Source organism: Mycobacterium sp. IDUB_24 (assembly GCF_055419385.1).
In genome coordinates this window covers 457,243-483,317 of sequence record NZ_JBVAXO010000002.1, presented here as the reverse complement: position 1 = coordinate 483,317, position 26,075 = coordinate 457,243, and the positions used below count along the sequence as shown (strand labels likewise).

Here is a 26,075-nt window from a genome sequence, read left to right as displayed (position 1 = left end):
CACCGTTGACGGCGAACACCTCGTCGATGAACACCCGTTCATGGTGGCAATGGTCCCGCCACCAGGGAAGTTACCGCCGCCGGTGCCTGTGGATAACTTGCCCACCAGACGCAAATGTCCCCGACACGCCGGGCGTGCGGGGACATTTGCGTCTGCTCGCGCAGAGAGGTGACTACCTAGCGGTAATCGCTGTATCCGTAATCGTCCAGCGGCACCGCAGCACCGGTGGCCGCACCGAAGTCCGGGCTGTAGTACTGATCCTCGTAGGACGGGATCGTGTACGCCGCAGCGCGGGCCTCTTCGGTCGGCTGCACCTGGATGTCGCGGTAACGGGCGATGCCGGTACCGGCCGGGATCAGCTTGCCGATGATCACGTTCTCCTTCAGACCCTGCAGCTTGTCGCTGCGGCAGTTGATCGCCGCATCGGTCAGCACGCGAGTGGTCTCCTGGAACGACGCCGCCGACAGCCACGAATCGGTGGCCAGCGACGCCTTGGTGATACCCATCAGCACCGGACGTCCGGCCGCGGGCTCGCCGCCCTCGGCCACGACGCGACGGTTCGCGGTCTCGAACTCGGCACGCTCGGTGAGCGAACCGGGCAGGAACTCCGTTGCACCCGAATCGATGATCGTGACGCGACGCAGCATCTGCCGGACGATGACCTCGATGTGCTTGTCGTGGATCGACACGCCCTGGGCCCGGTAGACCTCCTGGACCTCCTTGACGAGGTGGATCTGCACCTCGCGGGGGCCCTGGACACGCAGCACCTCGTGCGGATCGGCGGAGCCTTCCATCAGCTGGTCGCCGACCTCGACGTGGTCACCGTCGGACAGCAGGCCCTCGGAGCCGTCCTCGTGGGTGAGCACGCGCAGCCGCTGACGCTTGGAGAGCTTCTCGTAGACAACTTCCTCGCCACCGTCGTCAGGAACGATGGTGATCTTGAAGAACTTGTCGCTCTCCTCCAGCCGGACCCGACCCGCGACGTCGGCGATGGGCGCCTTGTTCCGCGGAATACGGGCCTCGAACAGCTCCTGCACGCGAGGCAGACCACCGACGATGTCGGCGCCACCGGTAACACCACCCTGGTGGAAGGTACGCATGGTCAGCTGGGTACCGGGCTCACCGATGGACTGGGCGGCGACGATGCCGACGGCCTCGCCGATGTCGACCAGCTTGCCGGTGGCCATCGAGCGGCCGTAGCACTTGGCACACACACCGGAGGCCGAGGCACAGGTCAGCACGGAGCGGACCTTCACCTGGGCGACACCGGCAGCCAGCAGCGCGTCGATGGCCGGGTCTCCCAGGTCATGGCCGCGCTCGATGACGACATTGCCCTTCTCGTCCACCGCGTCGGTGGCCAAGGTGCGGGCGAACGCCGAGGTCTCGACGTGCGCATCGCGGATCAGCGAACCGTCCGGTCCGCGCTCGGCCAGCGTGACGACGATGCCGCGCTCGGTCTCACAGTCGGTCTCGCGCACGATGACGTCCTGCGAAACGTCCACCAGACGACGGGTCAGGTAACCCGAGTCGGCGGTACGCAGAGCGGTGTCGGCCAGACCCTTACGAGCACCGTGGGTGTTGATGAAGTACTCCAACACCGTCAGGCCCTCACGGAACGAGGACTTGATCGGGCGCGGGATGAACTCACCCTTCGGGTTGGTCACCAGGCCCTTCATGCCGGCCAGGGTGCGGGTCTGGGTGAGGTTACCCGTGGCGCCGGACTTCACGATCGTGATGATCGGGTTGTCGGCCGGGTAGTACTCCTCCATCGCCTTACCCACCTCTTCGGTGGCGTCCTGCCAGATCTTGACCAACGACTCGTTGCGCTCGTTGTGGTTCAGCGCGCCGCGCTGGTACTTGCGCTCGATCGCCTCGGCCTCGGCCTCGTGCCGCTCCAGGATCTCCTGCTTCTGCGGCGGCACCAGAACGTCGGCCATCGAGACCGTGACACCCGAACGGGTGGCCCAGTGGAAGCCGGCGTCCTTGAGCTTGTCGACGGTCTGCGCCACCACGATCATCGGGAAGCGCTCGGCCAGATCGTTGATGATCCGGGCCTGGACCTTCTTGTGCATCTGCTCGTTGATGAACGGATAGCTCTTGGGCAGCAGCTCGTTGAACAGCACGCGACCCAGGGTGGTCTCGGCGGTCCAGGCGTCGCCCGGCTTCCATCCGTTCTCGAACAGCTCGGCCTCGACGGCAACCGGCGGACGCTGCTGCGTCAACCGCACCTTGATCTTGGCGCGCACCGACAGGGCACCCCGGTCGAGCGCCATGATGGCCTCGGCCGGTGAGCTGTACACACCGTGCTCCGGGGAGTCCTTGGCGGCCGGCACGTACTCGCCGGTGTCGCCCGGGACCTCGGTGGTCAGGAAGTACAGGCCGGTCACCATGTCCAGACGCGGCATGGCCAGCGGCTTACCCGACGCCGGGGACAGGATGTTGTTGCTCGACAGCATCAGGATGCGAGCCTCGGCCTGCGCCTCCGCGGACAGCGGGAGGTGCACGGCCATCTGGTCACCGTCGAAGTCGGCGTTGAACGCCTCACAGACGAGCGGGTGCAGCTGAATTGCCTTGCCTTCCACCAGCTGCGGCTCGAAGGCCTGGATACCCAGGCGGTGCAGCGTAGGTGCACGGTTCAGCAAAACAGGATGCTCTGCAATTACTTCCTCAAGGACGTCCCAAACCTGGGGACGCTGACGCTCCACCATGCGCTTGGCGCTCTTGATGTTCTGCGCGTGGTTCAGGTCGACCAGACGCTTCATCACGAACGGCTTGAACAGCTCGAGAGCCATCAGCTTGGGCAGACCGCACTGGTGCAGCTTGAGCTGCGGGCCGACCACGATGACCGAACGGCCCGAGTAGTCGACGCGCTTACCCAACAGGTTCTGACGGAAGCGGCCCTGCTTGCCCTTGAGCAGATCGGACAGCGACTTGAGCGGACGGTTGCCCGGCCCGGTGACGGGCCGGCCACGACGGCCGTTGTCGAACAGTGCGTCCACCGACTCCTGAAGCATGCGCTTCTCGTTGTTGACGATGATCTCGGGCGCACCGAGGTCGATCAGTCGCTTGAGCCGGTTGTTGCGGTTGATCACGCGGCGGTACAGGTCGTTCAGGTCGGAGGTGGCGAAACGGCCACCGTCGAGCTGAACCATCGGACGCAGCTCCGGCGGGATCACCGGGACGGCATCCAGCACCATGCCCAGCGGGGAGTTACCCGACTGCTGGAAGGCCGCGACGACCTTCAGACGCTTGAGGGCGCGCAGCTTCTTCTGGCCCTTGCCGTTCTTGATGGTGTCGCGCAGCGACTCGGCCTCGGCCTCGATGTCGAAGGTCTCGATGAGCTTCTTGATCGACTCCGCGCCCATGGCACCGTTGAAGTACTCGCCGTAGCGGTCCTGCAGCTCGCGGTAGAGGACCTCGTCGACGATGAGCTGCTTGGGGGCCAGCTTGGTGAAGGTGGTCCAGATCTCGTCGAGCCGGTCCAGCTCACGCTGGGTCCGGTCACGGAGCTGACGCATCTCACGCTCGCCGCCGTCGCGCACCTTGCGGCGCACGTCGGACTTGGCACCCTCGGCCTCCAGCTCGGCCAGGTCGGCTTCGAGCTTCTGGGCCCGGGCCTCCAGGTCGGAGTCGCGCTGATCCTCGACAGCCTTGCGCTCGACGGCCATCTCGGCCTCGAGCGTGGACAGCTCGTTGTGGCGCATCTCGTCGTCGACCGCGGTGATCACGTAGGCCGCGAAGTAGATGATCTTTTCCAGATCCTTCGGGGCCAGATCGAGCAGGTAGCCCAACCGGGACGGAACACCCTTGAAGTACCAGATGTGCGTGACGGGCGCGGCCAGCTCGATGTGGCCCATCCGCTCACGGCGCACCTTGGCGCGAGTTACCTCGACGCCGCAGCGCTCACAGATGATGCCCTTGAAGCGGACGCGCTTGTACTTGCCGCAGTAGCACTCCCAGTCGCGAGTCGGTCCGAAGATCTTCTCGCAGAACAGGCCGTCCTTCTCAGGCTTGAGCGTGCGGTAGTTGATGGTCTCCGGCTTCTTGACCTCACCGAACGACCAGTTGCGGATGTCGTCCGCGGTCGCGAGACCGATGCGGAGTTCATCGAAGAAGTTGACGTCTAGCACGTAACTCCCTTTCCCCTTTCGGGACTAGAAAACAACTCAGGCGAGATCTTCGACAGAGGCGGACTCGTTGCGTGACAGGTTGATACCGAGGTTTGCAGCAGCACGCTCCAAGTCCTCGTCATCGCCGTCACGCATCTCGATCGCCGCGCCGTCACTGGAGAGCACCTCAACGTTGAGGCACAGCGACTGCAGCTCCTTGAGAAGCACCTTGAACGACTCCGGAATACCGGGTTCGGGGATGTTCTCGCCCTTCACGATTGCCTCGTACACCTTGACCCGGCCGACGGTGTCGTCGGACTTGATGGTCAGCAGCTCCTGCAGGGTGTAGGCGGCACCGTAGGCCTGCATGGCCCAACATTCCATTTCACCGAACCGCTGGCCACCGAACTGCGCCTTACCGCCCAGCGGCTGCTGGGTGATCATCGAGTACGGGCCGGTGGAACGCGCGTGAATCTTGTCGTCCACCAAGTGGTGCAGCTTCAGGATGTACATGTAGCCGACCGTCACCGGGTACGGGAACGGCTCGCCACTGCGGCCATCGAACAACTGCGACTTGCCGTCGGCGTTGACCATGACGTCGCCGTCGCGGTTGGGCAGCGTCGAGCCGAGCAGACCCGAGAGCTCCCCTTCCTGCGCACCGTCGAACACCGGGGTGGACACGATGCTGTCCGCCGGGGCGGAGAGCAGGCCCTCCGGCAAGTTCGACGCCCAGGCAGGAACTTCACCGGCACCGTCGGCACCGTCGATGTTCCAGCCGGCCTTGGCGACCCACCCGAGGTGAGTTTCCAGGATCTGGCCGATGTTCATACGACGCGGCACACCGTGGGTGTTCAGGATGATGTCCACCGGGGTGCCATCAGGCATGAACGGCATGTCCTCGACCGGCAGGATCTTGCCGATGACGCCCTTGTTGCCGTGGCGTCCGGCGAGCTTGTCGCCGTCGGAGATCTTGCGCTTCTGGGCCACGTAGACGCGGACCAGCTCGTTGACACCGGCGGGCAGCTCGTCGTCATCCTCACGTGAGAACACGCGGATGCCGATCACCTTGCCGGACTCACCGTGGGGCACCTTGAGCGACGTGTCGCGGACCTCGCGGGCCTTCTCACCGAAGATGGCACGCAGCAGGCGCTCCTCCGGGGTCAGCTCGGTTTCACCCTTCGGGGTGACCTTGCCGACCAGGATGTCGCCGTCGCGGACCTCGGCGCCGATGCGGACGATGCCGCGCTCGTCGAGATCGGCCAGCACCTCATCGGAGACGTTCGGGATGTCCCGGGTGATCTCCTCGGCGCCCAGCTTGGTGTCGCGGGCATCGATCTCGTGCTCTTCGATGTGAATCGAGGTGAGCACGTCCTCCTCAACCAGACGGTTGGAGAGGATGATCGCGTCCTCGTAGTTGTGACCCTCCCACGGCATGATCGCCACGAGCAGGTTCTTGCCCAGGGCCATCTCACCGTTCTCGGTGCACGGTCCGTCGGCGACGACCTGGCCGGCCTCGACACGCTGCCCGGCGTCCACGATCGGACGCTGGTTGGCGCAGGTGCCGTGGTTGGACCGGGCGAACTTGCGCATCCGGTAGGTGTGCCGGGTGCCGTCATCGGCCATCACGGTGATGTAGTCGGCCGAGACCTCCTCGACGACGCCCGCCTTCTCCGAGACGATGACATCGCCTGCGTCGATCGCGGCGCGCAGCTCCATACCGGTACCGACCAGCGGGGCCTCGCTGCGCACCAGCGGAACCGCCTGGCGCTGCATGTTGGCACCCATCAGGGCACGGTTGGCGTCGTCGTGCTCGAGGAACGGGATCATCGCGGTCGCGACAGACACCATCTGGCGCGGCGAGACGTCCATGTAGTCGACGTCGGACGGGGCCACGTTCTCGACCTCGCCACCCTTACGGCGGACCATCACGCGGTCCTCGGTGAAGCTGCCGTCCGCGGCGATCGGCGAGTTGGCCTGCGCCACGACGTGGCGGTCCTCCTCGTCGGCGGTCAGGTAGTCGACCTGGTCGGTGACGACGCCATCGGTGACCTTGCGGTACGGGGTCTCGATGAAGCCGAACGGGTTGACCCGGGCATACACCGACAGCGAGCCGATCAGACCGATGTTGGGACCCTCAGGGGTCTCGATCGGACACATGCGGCCGTAGTGCGACGAGTGGACGTCGCGGACCTCAAGGCCGGCACGCTCACGGGACAGACCGCCGGGGCCCAGCGCCGACAGACGACGCTTGTGGGTCAGACCCGACAGCGGGTTGTTCTGGTCCATGAACTGCGACAGCTGGCTGGTACCGAAGAACTCCTTGATTGCCGCCACGACGGGACGGATGTTGATCAGGGTCTGCGGCGTGATCGCCTCGACGTCCTGGGTGGTCATGCGCTCACGCACGACACGCTCCATGCGCGACAGGCCGACCCGGATCTGGTTCTGGATCAGCTCGCCCACGGTACGCAGACGACGGTTGCCGAAGTGGTCGATGTCATCGACCTCGACCGGAACCTCGACGCCGCCGGGAACCGTCATCGAGGTCTGGCCCTCGTGCAGACGCACCAGGTACTCGATGGTGGCGACGACGTCTTCCTCGGTGAGGGTCGACGACGTGATCGGCTTGCCGGCGTTCAGCCCGAGCTTCTTGTTGACCTTGTAGCGGCCGACGCGGGCCAGGTCGTAGCGCTTCTCCTTGAAGAACAGGTTCTCCAGCAGGGTCTGCGCGGACTCCTTGGTCGGCGGCTCGCCCGGACGCAGCTTGCGGTAGATGTCCAGCAGCGCCTCGTCGGGACCAGCGGTGCTGTCCTTCTCGAGGGTGCCCATCATGATCTCGGAGAAGCCGAAGCGCTCCACGATCTGCTCATTCGTCCAGCCCAGGGCCTTCAGGAGCACGGTGACCGGCTGACGACGCTTGCGGTCGATGCGGACACCGACGGTGTCGCGCTTGTCGACGTCGAACTCGAGCCACGCACCGCGGCCGGGGATCACCTTGACACTGTGCAGCGTCTTCTCGGTGGACTTGTCGATGCTGTCGTCGAAGTACACACCGGGCGAACGGACCAGCTGGGACACCACGACACGCTCGGTGCCGTTGATGATGAAGGTGCCCTTCTCGGTCATCATCGGGAAATCACCCATGAAGACCGTCTGGCTCTTGATCTCACCGGTGTTGTTGTTGATGAACTCGGCCGTGACGAACAGCGGAGCCGCGTACGTCATGTCCTTGTCTTTGCACTCGTCGACCGGTGCCTTGACTTCGTCGAAGCGCGGGTCCGAGAAGCTCAGCGACATCGAGCCGGAGAAATCCTCGATCGGCGAGAGCTCTTCGAGCACCTCTTCGAGACCGCCCTTGGGGTTGGTCTCGCCGCGATCGACGGCCTTCTGGCGCCATCCATCCCCTCCGACGAGCCAGTCGAAGGAATCGGTCTGCACGTCGAGTAGCCCCGGAACCTCAAGTGGTTCACGGAGCTTTGCAAATGAAACTCGGTTCGGTGCTCCTGGGACGGAGTTATTGGTGTTAGCGTTCGCTGTGCTCTGGCTAGAGACTGCCAAGATGCATCCTTCCAGCACCTCATGCGACTTTTGAAAGGGCCAGCAAGAGCCGTCCTTCTGGGCCGCGATTCTGCGTCGGTTCGGCTGGCTTTGACCTGTCCGGAACCTCATACGCACGGCACAGGACTAGATGCTGAGCAACGCTCAGGCTAGAACATTGTGTGCAGGTCAGGTGAGGGTGGGCAGGGTGCAGCCAGCGCAACGTCCAACGATAGCGCACGTCCGCCAATTATTCAACGAGCAGTCCTCAACCACCACACATCCACCGCGTGAAGCGGGTTCACCCGGCGCTGGCTGGCGTCCACTAAACCCTTCACACATGCTGCCCAACAGATTGGCCTGTCCATGGCCGTCCGTCAAGAGGTGACGCGCGGTTTGGTGCGCGGATCATGCCGCGCCGAAATGCGCGAACAGCCCTGATGCGACATCCGCCGGAACCAACCGTTCCGGGATCACCAGTCCCGTTCCCAAACCCCGCGCCGAGACGTGAAACACGTGGTCAGCGTGCCAGGTGCGCTCGATACCGCCCAGCTTCAAGATCTGCAGATGGCCTCCGAGGCGTACCCCGATCTGCTGCGAACCGAACTCGGCCGCGATCGGCGCTCCGGGCGGAACCAACTGACGGAATTTCGCCGGCGTCGCGAAGCACACCACGTACGTGAGCGCACCGACGGTCGCGACCAACACCCCAGCGGCGCGGAGCACCGAAGACGCGGTCAGCTCCCCGTCCTCGACATACGAATAGCCGAGCACCACCAGTGGTACGAGGATCGCGAGCGCGAGCGCCAATCGAGTCACCACACTGCGCTTGACCGCGGCGCCCAGTTCGTCGGCCAAACCGGCGTCGGCGATGTCCATGACGCGGGTCACCCCATCGGGGCCCGTCCGCTGCCTTGCACCGGGCGTCGCCGCCTCCGGATACGACGGAACCACCCGGCGACGCTCTTTGAAGGTGGACAGCAATTTGGCCGCGATGTCTGGCGGTACCAGCTCGTCGGGGATCAGCAGTTGAATGTCACCGACGCCCTGCACCAGAAGGACCGAGTCAACACGCCGGACCTGAAGCACCTGGTCGAGGTAGAGCGCATTGAAGTGCTCCAACCAGCCGATACCGATGGCCTCCGGCCTGAACTCGGCCCACATGGCAGTGCCGGCAGGCAGCTTGAGCGCCCAACTCCGGGGTGCTGCGAGGACGAGCAGTCCGAACCCGAACACAGTGAAGATCCCGACACTCATGACGACGGTGAACGCCAGCGCGTACAGGAGATAAGGGAGATTCTCGCCCGAGAACGGCATGTCGGCGGAAAGAACGACGACGATGGGGACGACCACGGTGACCAGGGCAAAAACGATCCACAGTCGGCGTTTGGGGAGGTATTCGGCGCGCGCCAACTGTCTGGTCATCCGTGCATCGGCGATACCGTTCGCCCGGGTGACGCCACCGCCCAATTCCTCGAATCGGGTGGGCTGACCCCGCTGCGGGTGCATGTCGGCTCCTGCGTGTCCGCGAGACAAATCAGGCCGGACCCTGGGGCCCGGCCTGATGTGATGAAACTCAGCTCTGGTGAGGAACCTCGATGGCTCCGGTCGGGGCGTCGTCCTCGACCGGGCGGTGGTGGCGCGCGGTGGGCTCGTCGCCGAACTCGTGCGCCGCGTACTTGTGCGTGCCCTCCAGGTCATCCAGGATCGCGGCCTGGGCGGCCGGCGGCAGGGTGTGCAGGATCTCCCGCACGCGCGCCTGACGACGGCCCACAGCCTTGCGCTCCGGCATACCGGGGGTCGCCATCAGCTGCGGCGGCACACCCTCGATCTCCTCGACACCACCGTCGTGCTGGCCGGCCTCCATCATGGCCTGCTCAGCGGCCGCCGTGGCCTCGTCCTTCTCCTCGGACATACCGATCGGCCCGATACGGCGACCGTTGAGGAACTGCTTGACGACGGGCTCCTCGCTGGTCAGCAGCACCTCGCGGGGACCGAACATGACCAACTGCTTGCGGAACAGCATGCCGATGTTGTCGGGCACGGTCCGGGCGATGTTGATGTTGTGCGTCACGATCAGCACCGTGGCGTCGATCTGCGCGTTGATGTCGATCAGCAGCTGCGACAGGTATGCGGTACGGACCGGGTCCAGACCGGAGTCCGGCTCGTCACACAGGATGATCTTCGGGTCGAGCACCAGGGCGCGGGCCAGGCCGGCGCGCTTGCGCATACCGCCGGAGATCTCACCGGGGAACTTGTGCCCGTCGTTGGGCATACCCACCAGGTCGAGCTTCTCCATGACGATGTTGCGGATCTCGCTCTCGCTCTTCTTCGTGTGCTCGCGCAACGGGAAGGCGGTGTTGTCATAGATGTTCATCGAGCCGAACAGCGCGCCGTCCTGGAACAGCACACCGAACAGGGTGCGGATCTCGTAGAGCTCTTTCGCCGAGCACTCAAGGATGTTGGTGCCGTCGATGACGATCGAGCCGCGCTCCGGGCGCAGCAGGCCGATCAGGGACTTCAAGAACACCGATTTACCGGTACCCGACGGGCCCAGCAACACGCTGACCTCACCCTCGGGAACCGTCAACGTGACGTCTTCCCAAATCTTTGACGATCCAAAAGATTTGCTCAGCCCCGTCACATCGATTTGGACGCCCATCAAAGATCCTTCCGCCTACGGCTCACCCCACCACCTGCTGCGGCCTGTGGCTTGAGTCACCATAGCGCACGCGCGAGCGCACACACATGCATGTCTCCCAATATTCGGGAGTACCCCGACGCTGCCCGGACCAATCCTGCACACACGAGCAAAGGACCCCCGAATCCATACGGATTCGGGGGTCCTTGCGGTCCAGATATGGACTACTTGACGGTGACGCTGGCGCCGGCAGCCTCGAGCTTGCTCTTGGCGTCCTCGGCGGCCTCCTTGGTGACCTTCTCCAGCAGCGGCTTGGGAGCGCCGTCGACCAGATCCTTGGCTTCCTTCAGGCCCAGGCCGGAGACGATCTCGCGGACGACCTTGATGACGCCGATCTTCTTCTCGCCGGCACCCTCGAGGATGACGTCGAACTCCGACTGCTCCTCGGCGGCCTCGGCGGCGGCCGGGGCGGCGCCGGCGGCGGCAACGGCGACCGGAGCGGCGGCGGTGACCTCGAAGACCTCTTCGAACTGCTTCACGAACTCAGAGAGCTCCAGCAGGGTCATTTCCTTGAACGCGTCGAGCAGTTCGTCGGTGGACAGCTTGGCCATGTTTATGGTCCTTCCTGATTTTTCTTACAGATGTTGGGTGGTTTGTGCGGTTGCGCAGACGTTGCGATCGAGCAGCTGCTAGGCAGCTTCGCTGGCGGCTTTCTTCTCCTGCAGCGCCGCCGCGAGGCGGGCCACCTGAGAAGCAGGCGCGTTGAACAGGCCTGCAGCCTTGGACAGGTTGCCCTTCATGGCACCTGCCAGCTTGGCGAGCAGAACCTCGCGCGACTCGAGGTCGGCGATCTTCTCGACCTCGGACACGGACAGCGCCTTGCCGTCCATGTAGCCGCCCTTGATGACGAGCGCCTTGTTGTCCTTGGCGAACTTCTTGATCGCCTTGGCAGCGTCAACGGGCTCACCATTGACGAACGCGATCGCCGTGGGACCGGCGAACAGCTCGTCGAGACCTTCAATGCCTGCTTCGGACGCGGCGCGCTTCACCAGAGTGTTCTTGGCGACGGTGTACGTGGCGGAGTCGCCGAGAGAACGACGCAGCTCAGCCAGGTTCGCCACAGTCAGCCCGCGGTACTCGGTGACGACGGTGGCCGTCGACGCCTTGAACTGCTCAGCAATGTCGGCAACCGCCGTGGCCTTTTCAGCCTTGGCCATGCATGCCTCCTTGTGGTGGGTATCGGGCGTCCCGCCTCGAACCGCCATCCGGTCGACAAGAAGGTCCGGAAATGACGAACGCCCCGACGCAGACAGGTCGGGGCGCAGATATACCCAGCACGAAAACTGGTCCAGCCTCGTCCTCCTGCGTGGGCCGCCCGGGATATCCCGGGACCTTCAACCGATTACTCGGTGACCGACGGTCTTCGGTGGAACTCGACCAGAGTAGCCGAACACCCACCGATCAGCCAAAACGCGCGGCCTCCCGGCACCGTCAGCGGACGCCCGCGATCACCAGTAGCACGAACGCCGCGGCAAGCAACGCCACCCGCAGCCAGTGCAGACGGTCCCAGCGTCGGGCCAGCTCATGGAACTGATCAGGGTCCTCGTCACCGTCCCCAGCACCGCCCATTCCCGCCGCGACACGGTTGTTGATCGGCACCAGTGTGGTGACCGACAGCAGCATGACCAGCCCCATCAGCACAACGGCCGTGATGAGCACCGGCCCGGGATCCCACACCGTGGCGGCGATCAGCAACGCCACCGAACCCATGTACCAGAACGGCATCGCCGTCCCGAGGATCCGGCTGCCGGTGCCGCGGGCCTGCCGGTAGGCGGCGTCGGGCAGTCGCTGCAAGATCGGGTTGGTGAACGCGGCGACGCCGAACTCGACGCCGACCAGGGGCCCCATCACGACCAGGGCGAGAATCTGCACCATTTCTTCCATGCCATCCAGGCTGGTCAGTATGCTGACAAAAAACAAGGTACTGACAAATTAGTCAGCTTGAAGGGGTCGGATGTGGCGGTTTCCAAGAAAGAGGTCGGCGAGTGCCCGATCGACGCGACGCTGTCGGTCATCGACGGCCGCTGGAAGGGCACCATCCTGTGGCGGTTGTCCGACGGTCCGATGCGCACCGCCGAACTGCGCCGCAGCATCCCCGACATCACCGAGCGGATGCTCATCCGGCATCTGCACGAGCTGGTCGACGCCGGGATCATCGATCGCCATGACGCGGGCACGGTGCCGCCGTGCGTGCACTATTCGATCTCGGAGTACGGCATGACGCTGGCGCCCGTGCTGGGCGCGTTGTGCGAATGGGGTCGCACCCACATGGAGCTCCAGAAGCGGAGCCGTCAGCCGCGCGCCAGGGCCGCCGCACCCACCAGGCCGGCGTCCCCACCGAGTTCCGCCGGGACCACCCGCAGCCCCCGCAGGAACTCGAGCCCGGCGTAGTCGGCGAGGGCCGCGCGCAGGGGGTCGAACAACAATGCCCCGGACTTGGCCACTCCCCCGCCGATCACCACCAGGTCCAGGTCGCAGACCGCGCCCACCGAGGCGATCATCGCCGCCACCGCCCGCGCCCCTCGATGAAATGCCTTGACGGCCAATTCATCTCCTTGACCGGCCGCGTCGCCCAGCGCCTTGGCGTCCATGCCGTCCCACCCCTGCCGCCGGGCCCACCGCACCATGCTGGGCCCGGACGCGATGGTCTCGACGCAGCCGTGCCCACCGCAGGTACACACCTCACCGCCGTCGGGGGCGACGACGACATGGCCGACATGGCCGGCGTTTCCGGTGCGGCCGTCATACGGTGCGCCGTCGAGCACCAGACCACCGCCGATCCCGGTCGACACCACCATGCCGAGCAGGAACTGCGCACCCCGGCCCGCACCGCACCACTGCTCGCCGAGTGCCATGCACAGCCCGTCGCCACCGAGCCGGACCGGCAACCGGGTGGCGTCGGCAACCCGTTGCACGATCGGAAAGTGTTGCCACTCAGTGATATTGATCGGGCTGACGGTTCCGTTGGGCAGGTCGATCGGCCCGGCCGAGGCCACGCCCACAGCGGTCGCTGCCCCGTCCGCGGTCCGCATGGTCTCGCCGAGCAGTTTCTCGACGACGGCCCATACCGTCTCGGCATCACCGTCCGGGGTGGGCAGCTGGGCCCGATGGACGAGCTGTCCCTCGGGATCGACGAGGCCGACGGCAATCTTGGTGCCGCCGATATCGACCGCCAGGGTCATTGGCAGGGTCAGGGCCACGGAGGCACTCCTAGTGCTTGTGCGTGTTGTCCGGTTGACGGGGATCCCCGGGATGCTCGTACCCGGGGGCAAGTTCCACCAGGGCCGCGCATCGCGCGTCGAGCCACAGCCGGAACGCCTGCCTGCGTGCGGCCGCCCGCAGGTGCGCGGCTATCCGGTAGTGCACCTGATCCAACGACGGGGCGTACGGCCGGCCATGCCAGCCGTGCGAGTCCGCCTGAATCGGCGCGAACCGCAGCGGATTTCGCGCGTGGTAGGCAGCCACCTCCGCATCCGAAACATCGACCGCGGCGGTCACATCCGCGAACAGCGCACGGGCCATCGGGGTAGCCAGCGTGGCGGCGGCGACGCTGCCGATCTCCAGCCTGGCGGCGACGTCGGGCAGCACCTCGTCCTGACCGGGTGCGCCGAGGCCGGACAGGCCCCGCGCGGCGGCCTCCCCGTCGACCACCCGTTCGGCGACCACCAACTGGGTGAGCCAGCGGCGCAACTGACGCCCTTCGCTGGTCCCGGGACGTGGCAGCGCCGAGGCCCGGTTGCCGGCCCGCAATGCGGCTTCGCGCTCGTCGATCTCCTTGATCCACACCGGTTTTCCGGCCACTCGTGCCGCATATGTCACCGGGTTCATCGGACCGTCACCTTCACCGCCGGCGAATAGACCAGCCGCCCGGCACAACCCACCCGGATCAACGCCCACCACTCCCCCGGTTCGACCCACGATGGCGGCGCGACGTCGAACCCGATCTCGGCGGTACCCCCCGCGGGCACCTCGACACCGACCGCGGCCGGTCCCATCCACTCCCAGGTTCCCCACGGGCTGATCAGGTGTGCCTCGGCGCTCAGTCCGGCGCGTGCATCGGTGCCGACAGTCACCGACAGCAGGGCGGTCTCACCGGCCTTGACATCGACGGCCTGCGGCTCGGACACCAGCTTGAGCACGTGGGCCCCGGTGGCACCTCCGGGGTCACCGATCGTGACGATGCAGACGTCCTCGACCACCTGCCGCCACGACGGCGGCAGCGCATCCGATCCCGTCACTGCGAGCTCGGCGCGCAACGGGTACAGCCCGGGAGAGGCTCCGGCCGGGACGCTCAACACCACCTCCGTTTCCAGGTGCTCACCCGGTGGAAGGACATAAGGCAACTCTGCGGGCCGCACGTCCCACCCTGGCGGACCATGCAGTCTGACCCGGCCGTGCAGTACGGCATCGGTGCAGTCGCTGGCTGCAGTCAGCCGCACGACCACCTCGTCACCAGGTTGTCCGGCAATGCTTTCCGGATGGAGGTACGCGACAGCAGGTAAGCCGCCCAGCGGCGCCGGACCGCGGTTGTGCAGCCAGTACCGGGCGTAGAGCGGCTGTGCTGCCTCAGCTTCGGGCGCCAACCGCTGGTGCTCGCCACGCAACACCTTCGGCACGTTGAGCTGAGTGGATACGGTGGCGATCTGGTAGCCGTGCAGGCTCAGATGGGAGGGCTGCTCCGGCGCCGGCTCCTCCAGCAGGTTCAGGTTCGCGGCGGCGGAGACCGCGCGCAGCCCGGAGCGGATGGTGACGTCGGCGGCGCTGCCGGTGATCTCGACCAGACGCACGGTGACCCCGTCGGCCGGATCGGCGTTGCGGGCACTGCCCGATGCGAGCGGATTCCCGGTGGCCTTGAGCGCACCCAGTTGTACGGTGCCCGCCGGCTCGATCTCCAGTAGCGATCCCCACGCCGGCAGACCGCCGCCGACTGCCGAATCGACCACCACCGGTTGCAGCGGCCGGTTGAACTCCGCCGCGCTGGGTGCGACCCCTGCGGCACGCCAATCGCCTGCGCCGGTGACCAGTGCGTAGTCGAATGTGTGTGTCCAGTGCTGCAATTGGAAGTTGGATCCGTCCGGTGCGGTACGGCGGGGCGGGTCGATCCAGGTGCCCGACGGCCAGCCGGTGCAGGACCGCATCAGCGACGTGTGCAAGGTGCCGTCGGGCTCGATGGCGAAGCTGGGCACACCACGGTTCAGCAGCGCGACGGTGCGGGCATCGAACGGTTCAGCCACACCGGGAACGTGTTGGGTGACGACGATCTCGGCGTCACCGAGGTCATCGACGACCGCGTCGAGGTCCCCGGCCAGAATCAGGACCGGCAAGGTGCGCACCCCGCGCAGATCGGCACCCGGCACCCAATGTTCGATCAACGGCGCGTCGGCGGGCACCCAGACGCGGGCCGATCCGCTTGCGTCGATCTGACGTTTGAACTCGTCGGTGTAGGCGATGTCTGCCTCGGCGAGAACGGCTGCGGTGAACTGGTTTTCATCGGGGCCACCGAGCGCGAACCGGGTGTCGGGCAGGTTGGAGTCCACGGTGAGATCACCGTAGCGGGGTTTGTCGGCAGCGCTGCAGGTGGCCGTCACCCCGGCGCGTACCAGGGCCACCATCAGATCGCGCGGGTCGGTGCCGTCGTCGGGAGCGACCACCTCGGCCACCGAAACGGCTCGCACCGCATCGGCTCCGATCCGTACGCGCACGGCCGAGGACAGCCCGAACCAGCCGTAGGCGGGGTTGTCCAGCGTCCACGGATGTTGCGCGGCATCAACGGCGTGATGATCCGCACCGTGGTGCAGCAGCCCGAATCCGCGGCCGATCACGGCATCTCCGACCTCACTCACCGGAAGCGCCCCCGGTACCGGACAGGGCCACCGCAGCCGCACCAGGCGGTCGGCCCCGACGAACTCCTCGATGACGGTGCGGCAATCGACCCGGTCCACCCCGGACCACAGTGTGATGATCTGGGTGTAGCACAACAGGTCTGCGATGCGTCCCCGTACGATCACCCGCTGCCCCAGCGCGCTCTCATAGCACTGCACGTCGTCGGCCGGCCCGGCCGACGAGCACACCACCGGCCCCGTGGGGAGCAGGTGCCAGGGCCCTTCCCCGGCCTCGGGGTGGGCCGAATACTCCTCGTAGACAGCCAGTTCGTTGCCGACGCCGCCGTCAGCGATGAGCTCGCGCCCGTCGTCCAGCAGCGAGCACACCCCACCGCCACGCGCCGCATCGACGCGCAGCCGGTACCGGTCGTTGGCGATCTCGGCACCCGCCAGCGGTTCCCAGCCCCGCGCCGCGCCGGGGACGAAACGGTAGGACTGCCAGCCCAGTGACGGCACGTCACGGGCCGGCCAGCTCACCGTCGCTCCACCGTGCTCGACCAGAACCGGTAGCTCGTTGCCGTCACTGTCGAGCACCGCACCGGGGAACGGCGCGTCCAGGTGCACGGTGACAATGTCGGTCCGGTTGTGCGCCAGTGCGTTCCATACGACAACGGCATTGGTCCCCGGGTCGCTGCTCTCGGGGTCGCCGGACCCGCCGACGGCCTGCGACAACAGACGCAGAGCATTGTCGCGGGCAGTGACGCCCAGCTCCCAGGCGTCGCGCCAACTCGTCAGCAGGTCGAGGTAGACCTGATCGGATTCCGAGCCGGTGATGGCGTCGTGATGTGCCCCGTAGGCCAGCTGCACCCAGGCTTTGGCCATGGCGGCCTGCGGGTAGTCCGCACCGCCGAGCAGTCCGGCGAACACCGCGAACCGTTCGGCGTCGAGCACCGCGTCCTCGGCGGCCCGGTTGGCCTGTTTGGTGTCGATGTAGGAGACGTCTTTGCCGGTGTAGATCGGATTCATATCGCGGGTCTGCGGGGACGGCGTGATCCCGCGCTCGTCGACTTCGGCCCGCACCGCGGTGAAGAATTCGGATGGCAGCGCGCACACGAACTTCGGCCAGACGTACCGCGAGTTCCAATCGCGGTGGATCTGGGTGACCCATTTGTTGGGCGGCGTGTAATCGGTGCCGACGGGCAGGAGCACGTTGCGGGTCAACGCAACTCGCTTGAGTTTGGTGAACAGCGTGTAGGTGGATTCCTCCGCCTCGGCCAGTGAGGCGGACGAGTCCATCCACCATCCGGCCGAATAGTGCGCAGGCATGTAATGGGTGAGAAGCCCTCTGCCCGACGGCGCGATCCACTCGAACTCGCTGGCGAACTGCATGCGCTCGGGGTCGCCAGCCACACCAGCCACGTTCTGCATCGGCCCCCATTGGTGGTGGGGTCCGCGCGCCCACGAGCTGGAGGTCAGCCCGACATCGGCCGCCATTCCGGGAAACTGCGGGTCGTGGCCGAACACGTCGAGCTGCCACGCGGTGGCCGGATCGGCACCCAGCACATCGCGTTGAAACCCCATGCCCGACACAAAGTTCCGGATCGCGGTCTCCGGGCTGGTGAGGTTGGTGTTGGGTTCGTTGTAGGTGCCGCCCATGATCTCGACGCGGCCCTGCGCGATGAACCGGCGTAGATCGGCCCGATCTTCCGGGCGCGCATCCCAATAGGGCTTGAGATAGTCGACCTCGGCCAGGACGAACTTGTATTCCGGTTCGCGCCGCGCCATTTCCAGGTGTGCGTGGACCAGGTCGAATCCGTTGGTCTGGCGGCACTGGCCGGGTGGATCCTCGGTCCACACGCTGGTGTAGGCGGCCTGGGTGTTCCACCAGACCGGGTCGTAGTGGAAGTGGCTGATCATGTACATGGTCCAGCCCGGCTCGGCCACGATGAAGTCGAAGGCCGTTTCCCCCACCCGGGCGCGCCGGACCTCGCCGGGTACGCCTCGCTCGACGTCCACCGGAACCTCGACGGTGCCGTCCCCGGATGCGGCGATCGCCTCTCCGGAGAGCCCATCCCCGTCCACCCGGACCGGCGTCGGCGAGCCGCAGGCCTCGTATCTCACCCGAACCAGCTGCCGGGGGGCATTCTGCGGCCCGGCAAACAGCTCCGTCGTCTCCACTGACGTGACGTGCATCTGGAAAACCCTACGACTTCACGGCACCGAAATGTCGATGACCAACGCCCGATGATCCGAAATCGGTAGGTGCGGTGCCACGCATTCGGTGGCGGACAGCCTGGGGTCGTCGGTGAGGATGTGGTCGAGTTGCGTCGTCGGCGTGTCGGCAGGAAACGTCGGGGCGGCCCCGAGCGGCCGCCAGTGCTCCGGCGCGCCCGAGTTGAGGTCTCCCATGAGAATCCGCGGTCCGGGAAAGCCGCTCAGATCCCGTATCAGATGCCGCAGTTGCAGCCGGTTCCAGCCCGGCACGAACGACAGGTGGGTATTGGCCACCGAGATCGCGCCCAGCGGGGTGTCGACGCGGGCCACCATCGCGGCCCGGGGCTCCTCGTGCACGATGCGGAACCGGCGGATCCCCGAGACGTACATCGGAAACCGGACCGGTATCCGCGGGAGTCGCAACACCTGCCAGTTCTCGACCGGGTACCGGGTGAGCAGGGCGATGCCGTACGCGGCGGTGCCGGGCTGTTCGCGCCCGGTCGCGGCCATCCAGGTGGCGCCGGGGGTTCCGGAGATGGCTGCGACGAACCGGTGGTGCACGGCGTTCATCGCCCGGGCGGCGACGGCGGTCAGATCCGCTTTGCCCGAGCGCGGCTGATCCAGGTCGACTTCTTGCAGCGCGAGGATGTCGGCGTCGAGTTCGGCCACCGCGGCGGCAAGTCTGCCCAGGTCGACATCGCCATCGTGAACACTGCGTCCGTGCAGGATGTTGAAAGTGGCCAGCCGCATGGGTACTCAGTACCCACAACGGCGCCGGCTCGATCATCGACGCCCCAGAGAGCTTGGAGCGCAGATGCTCGACCGCAACGACGCACTCCGTGACGCGCTGAAGCGTGCCGCGTCGGCGTTCAAGGCGCACGGGCCGCAGTTCGCGCTGGCCGGCAGCTACGCGTTGTGGGCCCACGGTGCGCCCGAACCCGTGCACGACGTCGACTTCGTCGTCGCCGAGACCGACGCCGAGGCAGCCGAGGTGGCGTTGCGCAAAGCCGGGTTTCAGATCGTGCATGCCCCCGAGGACTGGTTGTTCAAGGCCTATCCCGACGACGACGTCCTGGTCGACGTGCTCTACCAGCTCAACGGGGCGTCAGTGGATGCCGCGGTGCTGGGATCCGCCGAGGTGCTCGATGTGCTGGCGATCCGGATGCCGGTCCTGCCGCCGACGCTCGTGGTGTCGGAGAAGCTGCGGTCGCTCAACGAACACCATTGCGACTTCGCGGCGCTGCTGCCCGCCGCCCGTGCGGTCCGCGAGCAGGTCGACTGGGATGTCGTGCGCGCTACGACCGCCGACAACGACTTCGCCGCCGCGTTCCTGATGCTCGTCGACCGACTCGGGATCACCTAGTTCCGCGAGAGGCGGTGTGCAGGCGGGCCGCGACGGCTGCGACAGCGGCAGCTACCTCGGGCGGCTCGATCACCTCGAAGTCGTGGCCGACGGTGGCGAAATAGAGCACCATGCGCTCGGGGTCGTCGGCGCCGGTGGTGACGATGCAGGCGTCGGGCCCGTCCGCCTCGACGGTGGCCGATGCCGGCGGAAACTTCTGTGCCACAACCTCTTGCGAGGCGTGATAGCGCACGCGGGCGACGTAGCGGTAGGGCGAGGAGCTGATCGAGCGGCGCACGTAGTCGGCCGCGTCCGGCGCCTTGCGCGGCGCGAAGGTGGTGCCGCGGGCCGCCACCGCGGACATCCGGTCCAGGCGCAGACTGCGCCAGTCGTCGCGGTCACGGTCGTAGGCCATCAGATACCAGCGACGGCCGGTGGTCACCAGTTGATAGGGCTCCAGCCGCCGCTGGGTGTGGTTGCCCCGGATGTCGGTGTAGTCGGAGTTGACGTGCTCGCGGTCGCGGCAGGCGCGGGCCAGGATCATCAGCACCTCGGGGTCCACCGGGGAGTCCGAGGAGTTGGGGGCCAGAGTGACGGTGGCGTCGTGCACCGCCGAGACCTGTGAACGCAGCCGCGCGGGCATGACCTGGTCGAGCTTGGACAGCGCCCGCAGAGCGGATTCGCCGACGCCGGCGACGCTTCCGCCGGCAGCCAGCCGCAGGCAGACGGCCATCGCGACGGCTTCGTCTGGATCGAGGAGCAGTGGGGGCAGCGCCGCACCTGCGCCGAGTTGGTAGCCCCCACCCTGCCCCTTGCTGGCGTGGACGGGGTACCCGAGCTCACGCAGCCGCTCGATGTCGCGACGGACGCTGCGGGTGGTGACACCGAGCCGTTCGGACAGCTCTTCACCCGTCCAGCCTCGGCGCGACTGCAACAGTCCGAGGAGTTGCAGCACGCGGCCGGTGGTTTCACTGCTCACGACCATGCAAGAAGTCTGCCGCATGTTTAGGACCGAATCTGTCCTATATGGGTGAGAACGTATTCCCATGTGGACAAACCTTCTGGCCGACCAACTGGACTTCCACTGGACAAATCAGCTGAGGCCGCGATTGGACGGCCTGACCGACGACGAGTATTTCTGGCAACCCGTCCCCGACTGCTGGACCATCCGCCCCGACGGTGCCATCGACTTCAGTTATCCACCGCCACAACCGGAACCGTTCACCACCATCGCGTGGCGACTGGCGCACGTCATCGTCGGCGTGTTCGCGATGCGCAGCCGCTCGCACTTCGGCGGACCACCGGCCGACTACGAGTCCTGGCCGTATGCCACCGATGCGGCCACCGCCCTGAGCCAACTCGACGACGCGTACCGAAATTGGATCGACGGGGTTCGGGGCCTCGACGAGAATGACCTGGCGAAGCCGGTCGGTCCGGCCGAAGGCCCGTGGGCCGAGCACCCGATGGCCGAGTTGGTGCTGCACATCAACCGGGAGGTAATCCACCACGGCGCCGAAATTGCCTGCATTCGTGACCTTTACGCACATTCAACCCACAGCAAGGAGAACTGAACGATGCCCGGAATGCCGCCTCCCAAGACCGACGAACGCCAGAGCCTGGTCGAGTTCCTCGCCTTTCAGCAGAACGCCTACTTCGCCGTGGCGCACGGCCTGACCGACGAGCAGGCACGGTCCACGCCGTCAGTGAGCGCGCTGTCGGTCGGCGGACTGATCAAACACGTCACCGCGGTGCAGAAGAGCTGGGCCGCCCGCGCCGAGCATGGACCGCAGTTCCCGCCGGCCGATCCCCGCCCGTTCGAAGAACAGGCCGCCGAGTACGCCGACATGCACGTGATGCGCGAGGACGAAACCCTGGCCGGTCTCCTCGACGCCTTCAAGGCCCAGAACGCCGAGACGCTGCGGGTATTCGCCGAGCAGGACCTCGAAACCTCGGTTCCGGTGCCCCACGATGTGCCGTGGTTCCCGCAGGACGTCGACAACTGGTCGGTGCGGTGGGTGGCCATGCACCTGATCGAGGAACTCGGCCGGCACGCCGGGCATGCCGACATCATCCGCGAATCCATCGATCGCGCAACGATGTACGAGTTACTGGCAGCCGAGGAACAGTGGCCCGAGACCGAGTGGATCAAGCGCTGGCGCCCGGCCTAACTGGCGGCACCGCCGCCCCGGCCTAACTGGCGGCACCGCCGCCGAGCACCAGCCGGAGCGCATAATCCACCACCACGTCCAGGTCGTCGCCCAGGTTGCCGCTCAACCACTGCTGGGCGAGCTCGGCCATCGCACCGGTGTACATGGCCGCGCCCACCTGGGCGGCCACCGGATCCGAACGCGGGTGCAGCCGGCCGCCCTCGGACAGCACGGCCTCGCGCAACAGGTCCTGGGTCGCCGTGCGTCGGGCGGCCAGTACCGGGTTGGCCCTGGCGTCGGTGAACAGCACCCGTCCCCGCCGAGGGTCGGCTGAGCTGAAGCCCAGTACCGCGGCGATGCCGGCGCGGGTCCTGGCCCGTAGGGAGTCTGCGGCCCCGGCCGTCGCGGCGTCGACGTCGACGGCCAGGGCCGCGCTGACCTCGTCGTACACGGCTCCGAGCAGGTCGTCGGTGTCGGCGAAGCTCTCGTAGAAGTAGCGGGTGTTCAGGCCGCATTCGCGGCACACCGAACGCACCGAGACCGCCGCCTCACCGCCGTCTCCGAACAGCCGGAACGCCGCGTCCACCAGCAGGGCGCGGCGTTCGGCGCGGCGGTCGTTCAGCGGCACACCGGCCCAGCGGGTGGGGCTCGACATTGCTACAGCTTAAGTCTGGTCACACCCGTACCCAAAATGTATTCTGGCTACAGACGTAACCAGAAGGGGGTCCGCGGTGGACATGCCACACCAGGTGCTCGAGCAGATGCTTCAGCGGAAGTTCGACAAAGACATCCGCCAGCACTACTTCCGTGGCATGGAGTTCGCCGGCCCGGCCGGCGATCCAGGCTGGTTCGGCCCGGGCAGCGCCGTCTGGCACGTCCACTCCCACACCGAAGCGTTGATCTTCGGGCTGCAGTGCGCGGCCTACATCGAACGGCTGGATCCCTCCATCTACTGGATGGGCATGCACCATTCGCGGCTGGTCAAGCGAGATCCCGAGACGGGGGTCGCCGTACCGCAGATCGATCCCCAGGGCGCGGCGGTGAGACTGGGGCACTCCATCGCGTTCTTCATCGGCACGGCCTACGGCAACACCGAGACCGCCGAACGGGTGGCCAAGACCGTCCGCGCCATGCACCACACCATCAAGGGGACCCGCCCCGACGGTGCGGTCTATGACGCCGACGATCCGGACTGGCTGCGCTGGAACTACGCGACAGTGGTGTGGGGGCTGGCCACCGCGCACGAGATCTACCATCCGAACCCGTTGCGCGGTAAGAAACTTGACCGCTACTACGGCGAATTCATCCGGGTCGGCCATGCCCTCGGCGGCACCGACCTGCCCGAGACCAAGGCCGAAACCCTGGAGTGTCTGCACTCTTACCTGCCCAAGCTGGCGCTCACCCACGGTGCGGCCATGGCCACCGGCCCCAACCTGCCGATGCCGCAGAGTGCGGTGGACTGGGCGATCCGCGACACCATGCCGAAGTGGGCCAAGCAACTGATCGGGCACTCTGATCCCAATCCGATCGAGCGGGCGGCCCGGCGCGCGATGGTGTGGTCGATCATCAACGGGCTGCATACCGCTGCCGGCACCACGCGCGAGTTCCGGGCGGCACAGAAGCGAGTGGACGCCGGCATCGATCCCCTGCTGGGTCCGCACACCGAGCCCACTTACGTACCCGGAAGCGACCCCGTTCTGAGCCGCGAAGAGGTCGAAGAAAGCTTCGCGTCGGTGTGACTCACGGCACAGATGTTTTTGGCCCGACCGTGGCCTTTGAGACACTGCAGCTATGAGCACTACGCCGCCGAAAACCAAGCACCGCGAGGTCGCCAGGTTGAGCCGGGTGCCGCTGCCCGTGGAAGCCGCCCGTATCGGGGCCACCGGGTGGCAGATCACCCGGACCGGAGCCCGTGTCGCCGCCAGCATGTTCGGTGCCGGATCTCTGCAGCAGAAGATCATCAGACAGGTGCCGCAGACCTTCTCCGACCTGGGGCCCACCTACGTCAAGTTCGGCCAGATCATCGCGTCGAGCCCCGGTGCCTTCGGTGAGCCGCTGAGCCGCGAGTTCCGCAGCCTGCTCGACCGGGTGCCTCCGGCGAATGCGGAAGCCATCCACCAGCTGTTCAAAGAGGAGCTCGGCGACGAGCCCACGAAACTGTTCAAGAGTTTCGACGAGAAGCCGTTCGCCTCGGCCTCGATCGCCCAGGTGCACTACGCCACGCTGCACAGCGGCGAGGAGGTGGTGGTCAAGATCCAGCGCCCGGGGATCCGCCGCCGCGTCGCCGCCGACCTGCAGATCCTCAAGCGCGGCGCGCAGCTGGTGGAGCTGGCCAAGCTGGGCCGGCGGCTGTCGGCCCAGGACGTGGTCGCCGACTTCGCCGAGAACCTGGCCGAAGAGCTCGACTTCCGGCTGGAGGCCCAGTCGATGGACGCCTGGGTGTCGCACATGCACGCCTCCCCGCTCGGCGAGAACATCCGGGTGCCTCAGGTCTACTGGGACCTGACCAGCCAGCGGGTCCTGACGATGGAACGAATCACCGGGGTACGCATCGACGACGTGGCGGCCATCCGCAAGAAGGGCTTCGACGGCACCGCGCTCGTCAAGGCCCTGCTGTTCAGCGTGTTCGAGGGCGGCCTCAAGCACGGCCTGTTCCATGGCGACCTGCACGCGGGCAACCTCTACGTCGATGACGACGGCAAGATCGTGTTCTTCGACTTCGGCATCATGGGCCGCATCGACCCACGCACCCGGTGGTTGTTGCGCGAGCTCGTGTACGCCCTGCTGGTCAAGAAGGACCATGCGGCCGCGGGCAAGATCGTCGTACTGATGGGCGCGGTCGGCACCATGAAGCCCGAGGCACAGGCCGCCAAGGACCTGGAGAAGTTCGCTACCCCCCTCACCATGAAGTCGCTCGGCGATATGTCCTACGCCGAAATCGGCAAGCAACTCTCCGCGCTGGCCGATGCCTACGACGTCAAGCTGCCCCGCGAATTGGTGTTGATCGGCAAGCAGTTCCTCTACGTGGAGCGGTACATGAAGCTGCTCGCGCCGAACTGGCAGATGATGAACGATCCACAGCTCACCGGATACTTCGCCAACTTCATGGTGGACATCAGCCGGGAGCACAAGCAGAGCGAAGACGGCGACGGGATCGAGGGCTGAGTGGCCGGGATGAACGTGCGAACCGGATTCGCCAAGTCGTCCGCCGAGCCCGGCGATGTCGACCTGTATTACGAGGACATGGGCGACCCGAATGATCCTGCCGTGCTGCTGATCATGGGCCTGGGCGCGCAGATGCTGTTGTGGCGCACCGGTTTCTGCGAAAAGCTGGTGAGCCTGGGATTGCGCGTGATCCGGTACGACAACCGCGACGTGGGCCTGTCCACCAAGTTGTCCGGCAGGCGGGTCGATTCCCCGCTGCCGCTGCGGCTGGCCCGGTCGTTTCTGGGCCTGCGCAGTCCGTCGGTCTACACGCTCGAAGATGTCGCCGATGACGCTGCTGCACTGCTGGATCACCTCAGGATCGACACCGCCCACATCGTCGGCGGTTCGATGGGCGGGATGATCGCCCAGGTGTTCGCGTCCCGGTACACACAGCGCACCAAGTCGCTGGCGGTGATCTTCTCCAGCAACAACCAGCCGTTGTTGCCGCCGCCGGGCATCAAGCAGCTGCTGTCGGTGATCACCGGCCCACCCGCCAATTCATCGCGAGACACCGTCATCGACAACGCAGTTCGGATCAGCCGGATCAACGGCAGCCCCGGCTACCCCACTCCCGAGGCGGAGATCAGAGCCCAGGCCGCCGAACTGTACGACCGCGCCTACTACCCGGCCGGGATCGCCCGACATTTCGATGCGATTCTGGGCAGCGGCAGCCTGCGCCATCACGACAAGCGGATCAACGTCCCCACCGTGGTGATCCATGGCCTCTCCGACCGGTTGATGCGTCCGTTCGGCGGTCGGGCGGTGGCCCGTTCCATCGAGGGCGCCCGCCTGGTGCTGATCGACGGCATGGGTCACGAGCTACCCGAACCGGTGTGGGACGAGGTCGTCGGCGAGCTCAAGACAAACTTCGCCAGTTCCAGCTGATTTCTGCATCTGCAACGTTAATTACCGCAACCAGCGTTTGCCAGGGTTTGAACACTCGGTAGCTGGGAAAACAGGCCTTACAGTTTTCTGCAGCAGTCTGGGGGGACAGCT

General features: G+C 66.3%; 20 protein-coding genes. 7 read left to right on the top strand and 13 right to left on the bottom strand.

Annotated features, from left to right (window positions below; genetic code table 11):
• Positions 1-176: 176 nt before the first annotated feature.
• The 7 genes from ACZYZF_RS09915 to ACZYZF_RS09885 all read right to left on the bottom strand — a co-directional run bounded on the left by ACZYZF_RS09915 (position 177) and on the right by ACZYZF_RS09885 (position 12,231).
• Complete coding sequence (locus ACZYZF_RS09915; protein ID WP_463835514.1) at positions 177-4,130, bottom strand: DNA-directed RNA polymerase subunit beta'; 3,954 nt, start codon at positions 4,128-4,130, stop codon at positions 177-179.
• Between the two features lie 36 nt (positions 4,131-4,166).
• Entirely contained in the window at positions 4,167-7,685 is a 3,519-nt protein-coding gene (rpoB, locus tag ACZYZF_RS09910; protein ID WP_463745046.1) for a DNA-directed RNA polymerase subunit beta, read from the bottom strand.
• Positions 7,686-8,054: 369 nt separating this feature from the next.
• The gene (locus ACZYZF_RS09905; protein WP_463835513.1) at positions 8,055-9,155 is read right to left on the bottom strand and encodes a hypothetical protein; all 1,101 of its coding nucleotides are present in this window, start codon (positions 9,153-9,155) and stop codon (positions 8,055-8,057) included.
• Between the two features lie 67 nt (positions 9,156-9,222).
• Entirely contained in the window at positions 9,223-10,308 is a 1,086-nt protein-coding gene (locus tag ACZYZF_RS09900; protein WP_454788638.1) for an ABC transporter ATP-binding protein, read from the bottom strand.
• 203 nt (positions 10,309-10,511) lie between these two features.
• Complete coding sequence (rplL, locus tag ACZYZF_RS09895; RefSeq protein ID WP_463745048.1) at positions 10,512-10,898, bottom strand: 50S ribosomal protein L7/L12; 387 nt, start codon at positions 10,896-10,898, stop codon at positions 10,512-10,514.
• Between the two features lie 78 nt (positions 10,899-10,976).
• Positions 10,977-11,504: a 50S ribosomal protein L10 gene (gene rplJ, locus ACZYZF_RS09890; protein WP_463745049.1), complete on the bottom strand. Its 528-nt coding sequence runs from the start codon at positions 11,502-11,504 to the stop codon at positions 10,977-10,979.
• Positions 11,505-11,778: 274 nt separating this feature from the next.
• Entirely contained in the window at positions 11,779-12,231 is a 453-nt protein-coding gene (locus ACZYZF_RS09885) for an anthrone oxygenase family protein (protein ID WP_463835512.1), read from the bottom strand.
• Between the two features lie 72 nt (positions 12,232-12,303).
• Between ACZYZF_RS09885 and ACZYZF_RS09880 the strand changes: the two genes are divergently transcribed.
• Positions 12,304-12,738, top strand: a complete 435-nt coding sequence (locus ACZYZF_RS09880) for a winged helix-turn-helix transcriptional regulator (protein WP_463745051.1) — start codon at positions 12,304-12,306, stop codon at positions 12,736-12,738.
• On the opposite strand, the gene ACZYZF_RS09875 is transcribed toward ACZYZF_RS09880, so the two are convergent.
• Genes ACZYZF_RS09875 through ACZYZF_RS09860 form a run of 4 tightly spaced genes read right to left on the bottom strand, consistent with a single transcriptional unit; the run spans position 12,639 to position 19,133 of the window.
• Positions 12,639-13,529: an ROK family protein gene (locus ACZYZF_RS09875; RefSeq protein ID WP_463835867.1), complete on the bottom strand. Its 891-nt coding sequence runs from the start codon at positions 13,527-13,529 to the stop codon at positions 12,639-12,641. The genes ACZYZF_RS09880 and ACZYZF_RS09875 overlap by 100 nt on opposite strands.
• A 28-nt stretch (positions 13,530-13,557) precedes the next feature.
• The gene (locus ACZYZF_RS09870) at positions 13,558-14,175 is read right to left on the bottom strand and encodes a DUF7158 domain-containing protein (protein ID WP_463835511.1); all 618 of its coding nucleotides are present in this window, start codon (positions 14,173-14,175) and stop codon (positions 13,558-13,560) included.
• Positions 14,172-18,362 carry a glycoside hydrolase family 38 N-terminal domain-containing protein gene (locus ACZYZF_RS09865; protein ID WP_463835509.1) on the bottom strand — a complete coding sequence of 1,397 codons (4,191 nt, stop codon included), beginning with the start codon at positions 18,360-18,362 and terminating at the stop codon, positions 14,172-14,174. Before ACZYZF_RS09865 ends, ACZYZF_RS09870 begins: the two co-directional genes overlap by 4 nt.
• 18 nt (positions 18,363-18,380) lie before the next feature.
• On the bottom strand, positions 18,381-19,133 hold the full coding sequence (locus ACZYZF_RS09860) for an endonuclease/exonuclease/phosphatase family protein (RefSeq protein ID WP_463745054.1): 753 nt from the start codon (positions 19,131-19,133) through the stop codon (positions 18,381-18,383).
• A 64-nt stretch (positions 19,134-19,197) separates the two neighbouring features.
• Between ACZYZF_RS09860 and ACZYZF_RS09855 the strand changes: the two genes are divergently transcribed.
• Positions 19,198-19,746, top strand: a complete 549-nt coding sequence (locus ACZYZF_RS09855) for a nucleotidyltransferase family protein (RefSeq protein ID WP_463745055.1) — start codon at positions 19,198-19,200, stop codon at positions 19,744-19,746.
• Here the strand turns inward: ACZYZF_RS09855 and ACZYZF_RS09850 are convergent.
• A complete protein-coding gene (locus ACZYZF_RS09850) occupies positions 19,739-20,710 on the bottom strand; it encodes a helix-turn-helix transcriptional regulator (RefSeq protein WP_463745056.1) in 972 nt (323 codons plus the stop codon). The two genes, ACZYZF_RS09855 and ACZYZF_RS09850, sit on opposite strands and share 8 nt — an antisense overlap.
• 61 nt (positions 20,711-20,771) lie before the next feature.
• Between ACZYZF_RS09850 and ACZYZF_RS09845 the strand changes: the two genes are divergently transcribed.
• Together ACZYZF_RS09845 and ACZYZF_RS09840 are read left to right on the top strand one after the other, a co-directional pair.
• Complete coding sequence (locus ACZYZF_RS09845) at positions 20,772-21,296, top strand: DinB family protein (RefSeq protein WP_463835507.1); 525 nt, start codon at positions 20,772-20,774, stop codon at positions 21,294-21,296.
• A 3-nt stretch (positions 21,297-21,299) separates the two neighbouring features.
• Entirely contained in the window at positions 21,300-21,893 is a 594-nt protein-coding gene (locus ACZYZF_RS09840; RefSeq protein WP_463745058.1) for a DinB family protein, read from the top strand.
• Positions 21,894-21,915: 22 nt separating this feature from the next.
• On the opposite strand, the gene ACZYZF_RS09835 is transcribed toward ACZYZF_RS09840, so the two are convergent.
• Entirely contained in the window at positions 21,916-22,527 is a 612-nt protein-coding gene (locus tag ACZYZF_RS09835) for a TetR/AcrR family transcriptional regulator (RefSeq protein WP_463745059.1), read from the bottom strand.
• Positions 22,528-22,603: 76 nt separating this feature from the next.
• Between ACZYZF_RS09835 and ACZYZF_RS09830 the strand changes: the two genes are divergently transcribed.
• From ACZYZF_RS09830 to ACZYZF_RS09820, 3 genes are read left to right on the top strand one after another with little or no spacing between them, the layout of a single operon-like run.
• On the top strand, positions 22,604-23,611 hold the full coding sequence (locus ACZYZF_RS09830; protein WP_463745060.1) for an oxygenase MpaB family protein: 1,008 nt from the start codon (positions 22,604-22,606) through the stop codon (positions 23,609-23,611).
• Positions 23,612-23,663: 52 nt separating this feature from the next.
• Positions 23,664-25,037: an ABC1 kinase family protein gene (locus tag ACZYZF_RS09825; RefSeq protein ID WP_463835505.1), complete on the top strand. Its 1,374-nt coding sequence runs from the start codon at positions 23,664-23,666 to the stop codon at positions 25,035-25,037.
• A 9-nt stretch (positions 25,038-25,046) separates the two neighbouring features.
• A complete protein-coding gene (locus tag ACZYZF_RS09820; protein WP_463835504.1) occupies positions 25,047-25,964 on the top strand; it encodes an alpha/beta fold hydrolase in 918 nt (305 codons plus the stop codon).
• Positions 25,965-26,075: the final 111 nt, after the last annotated feature.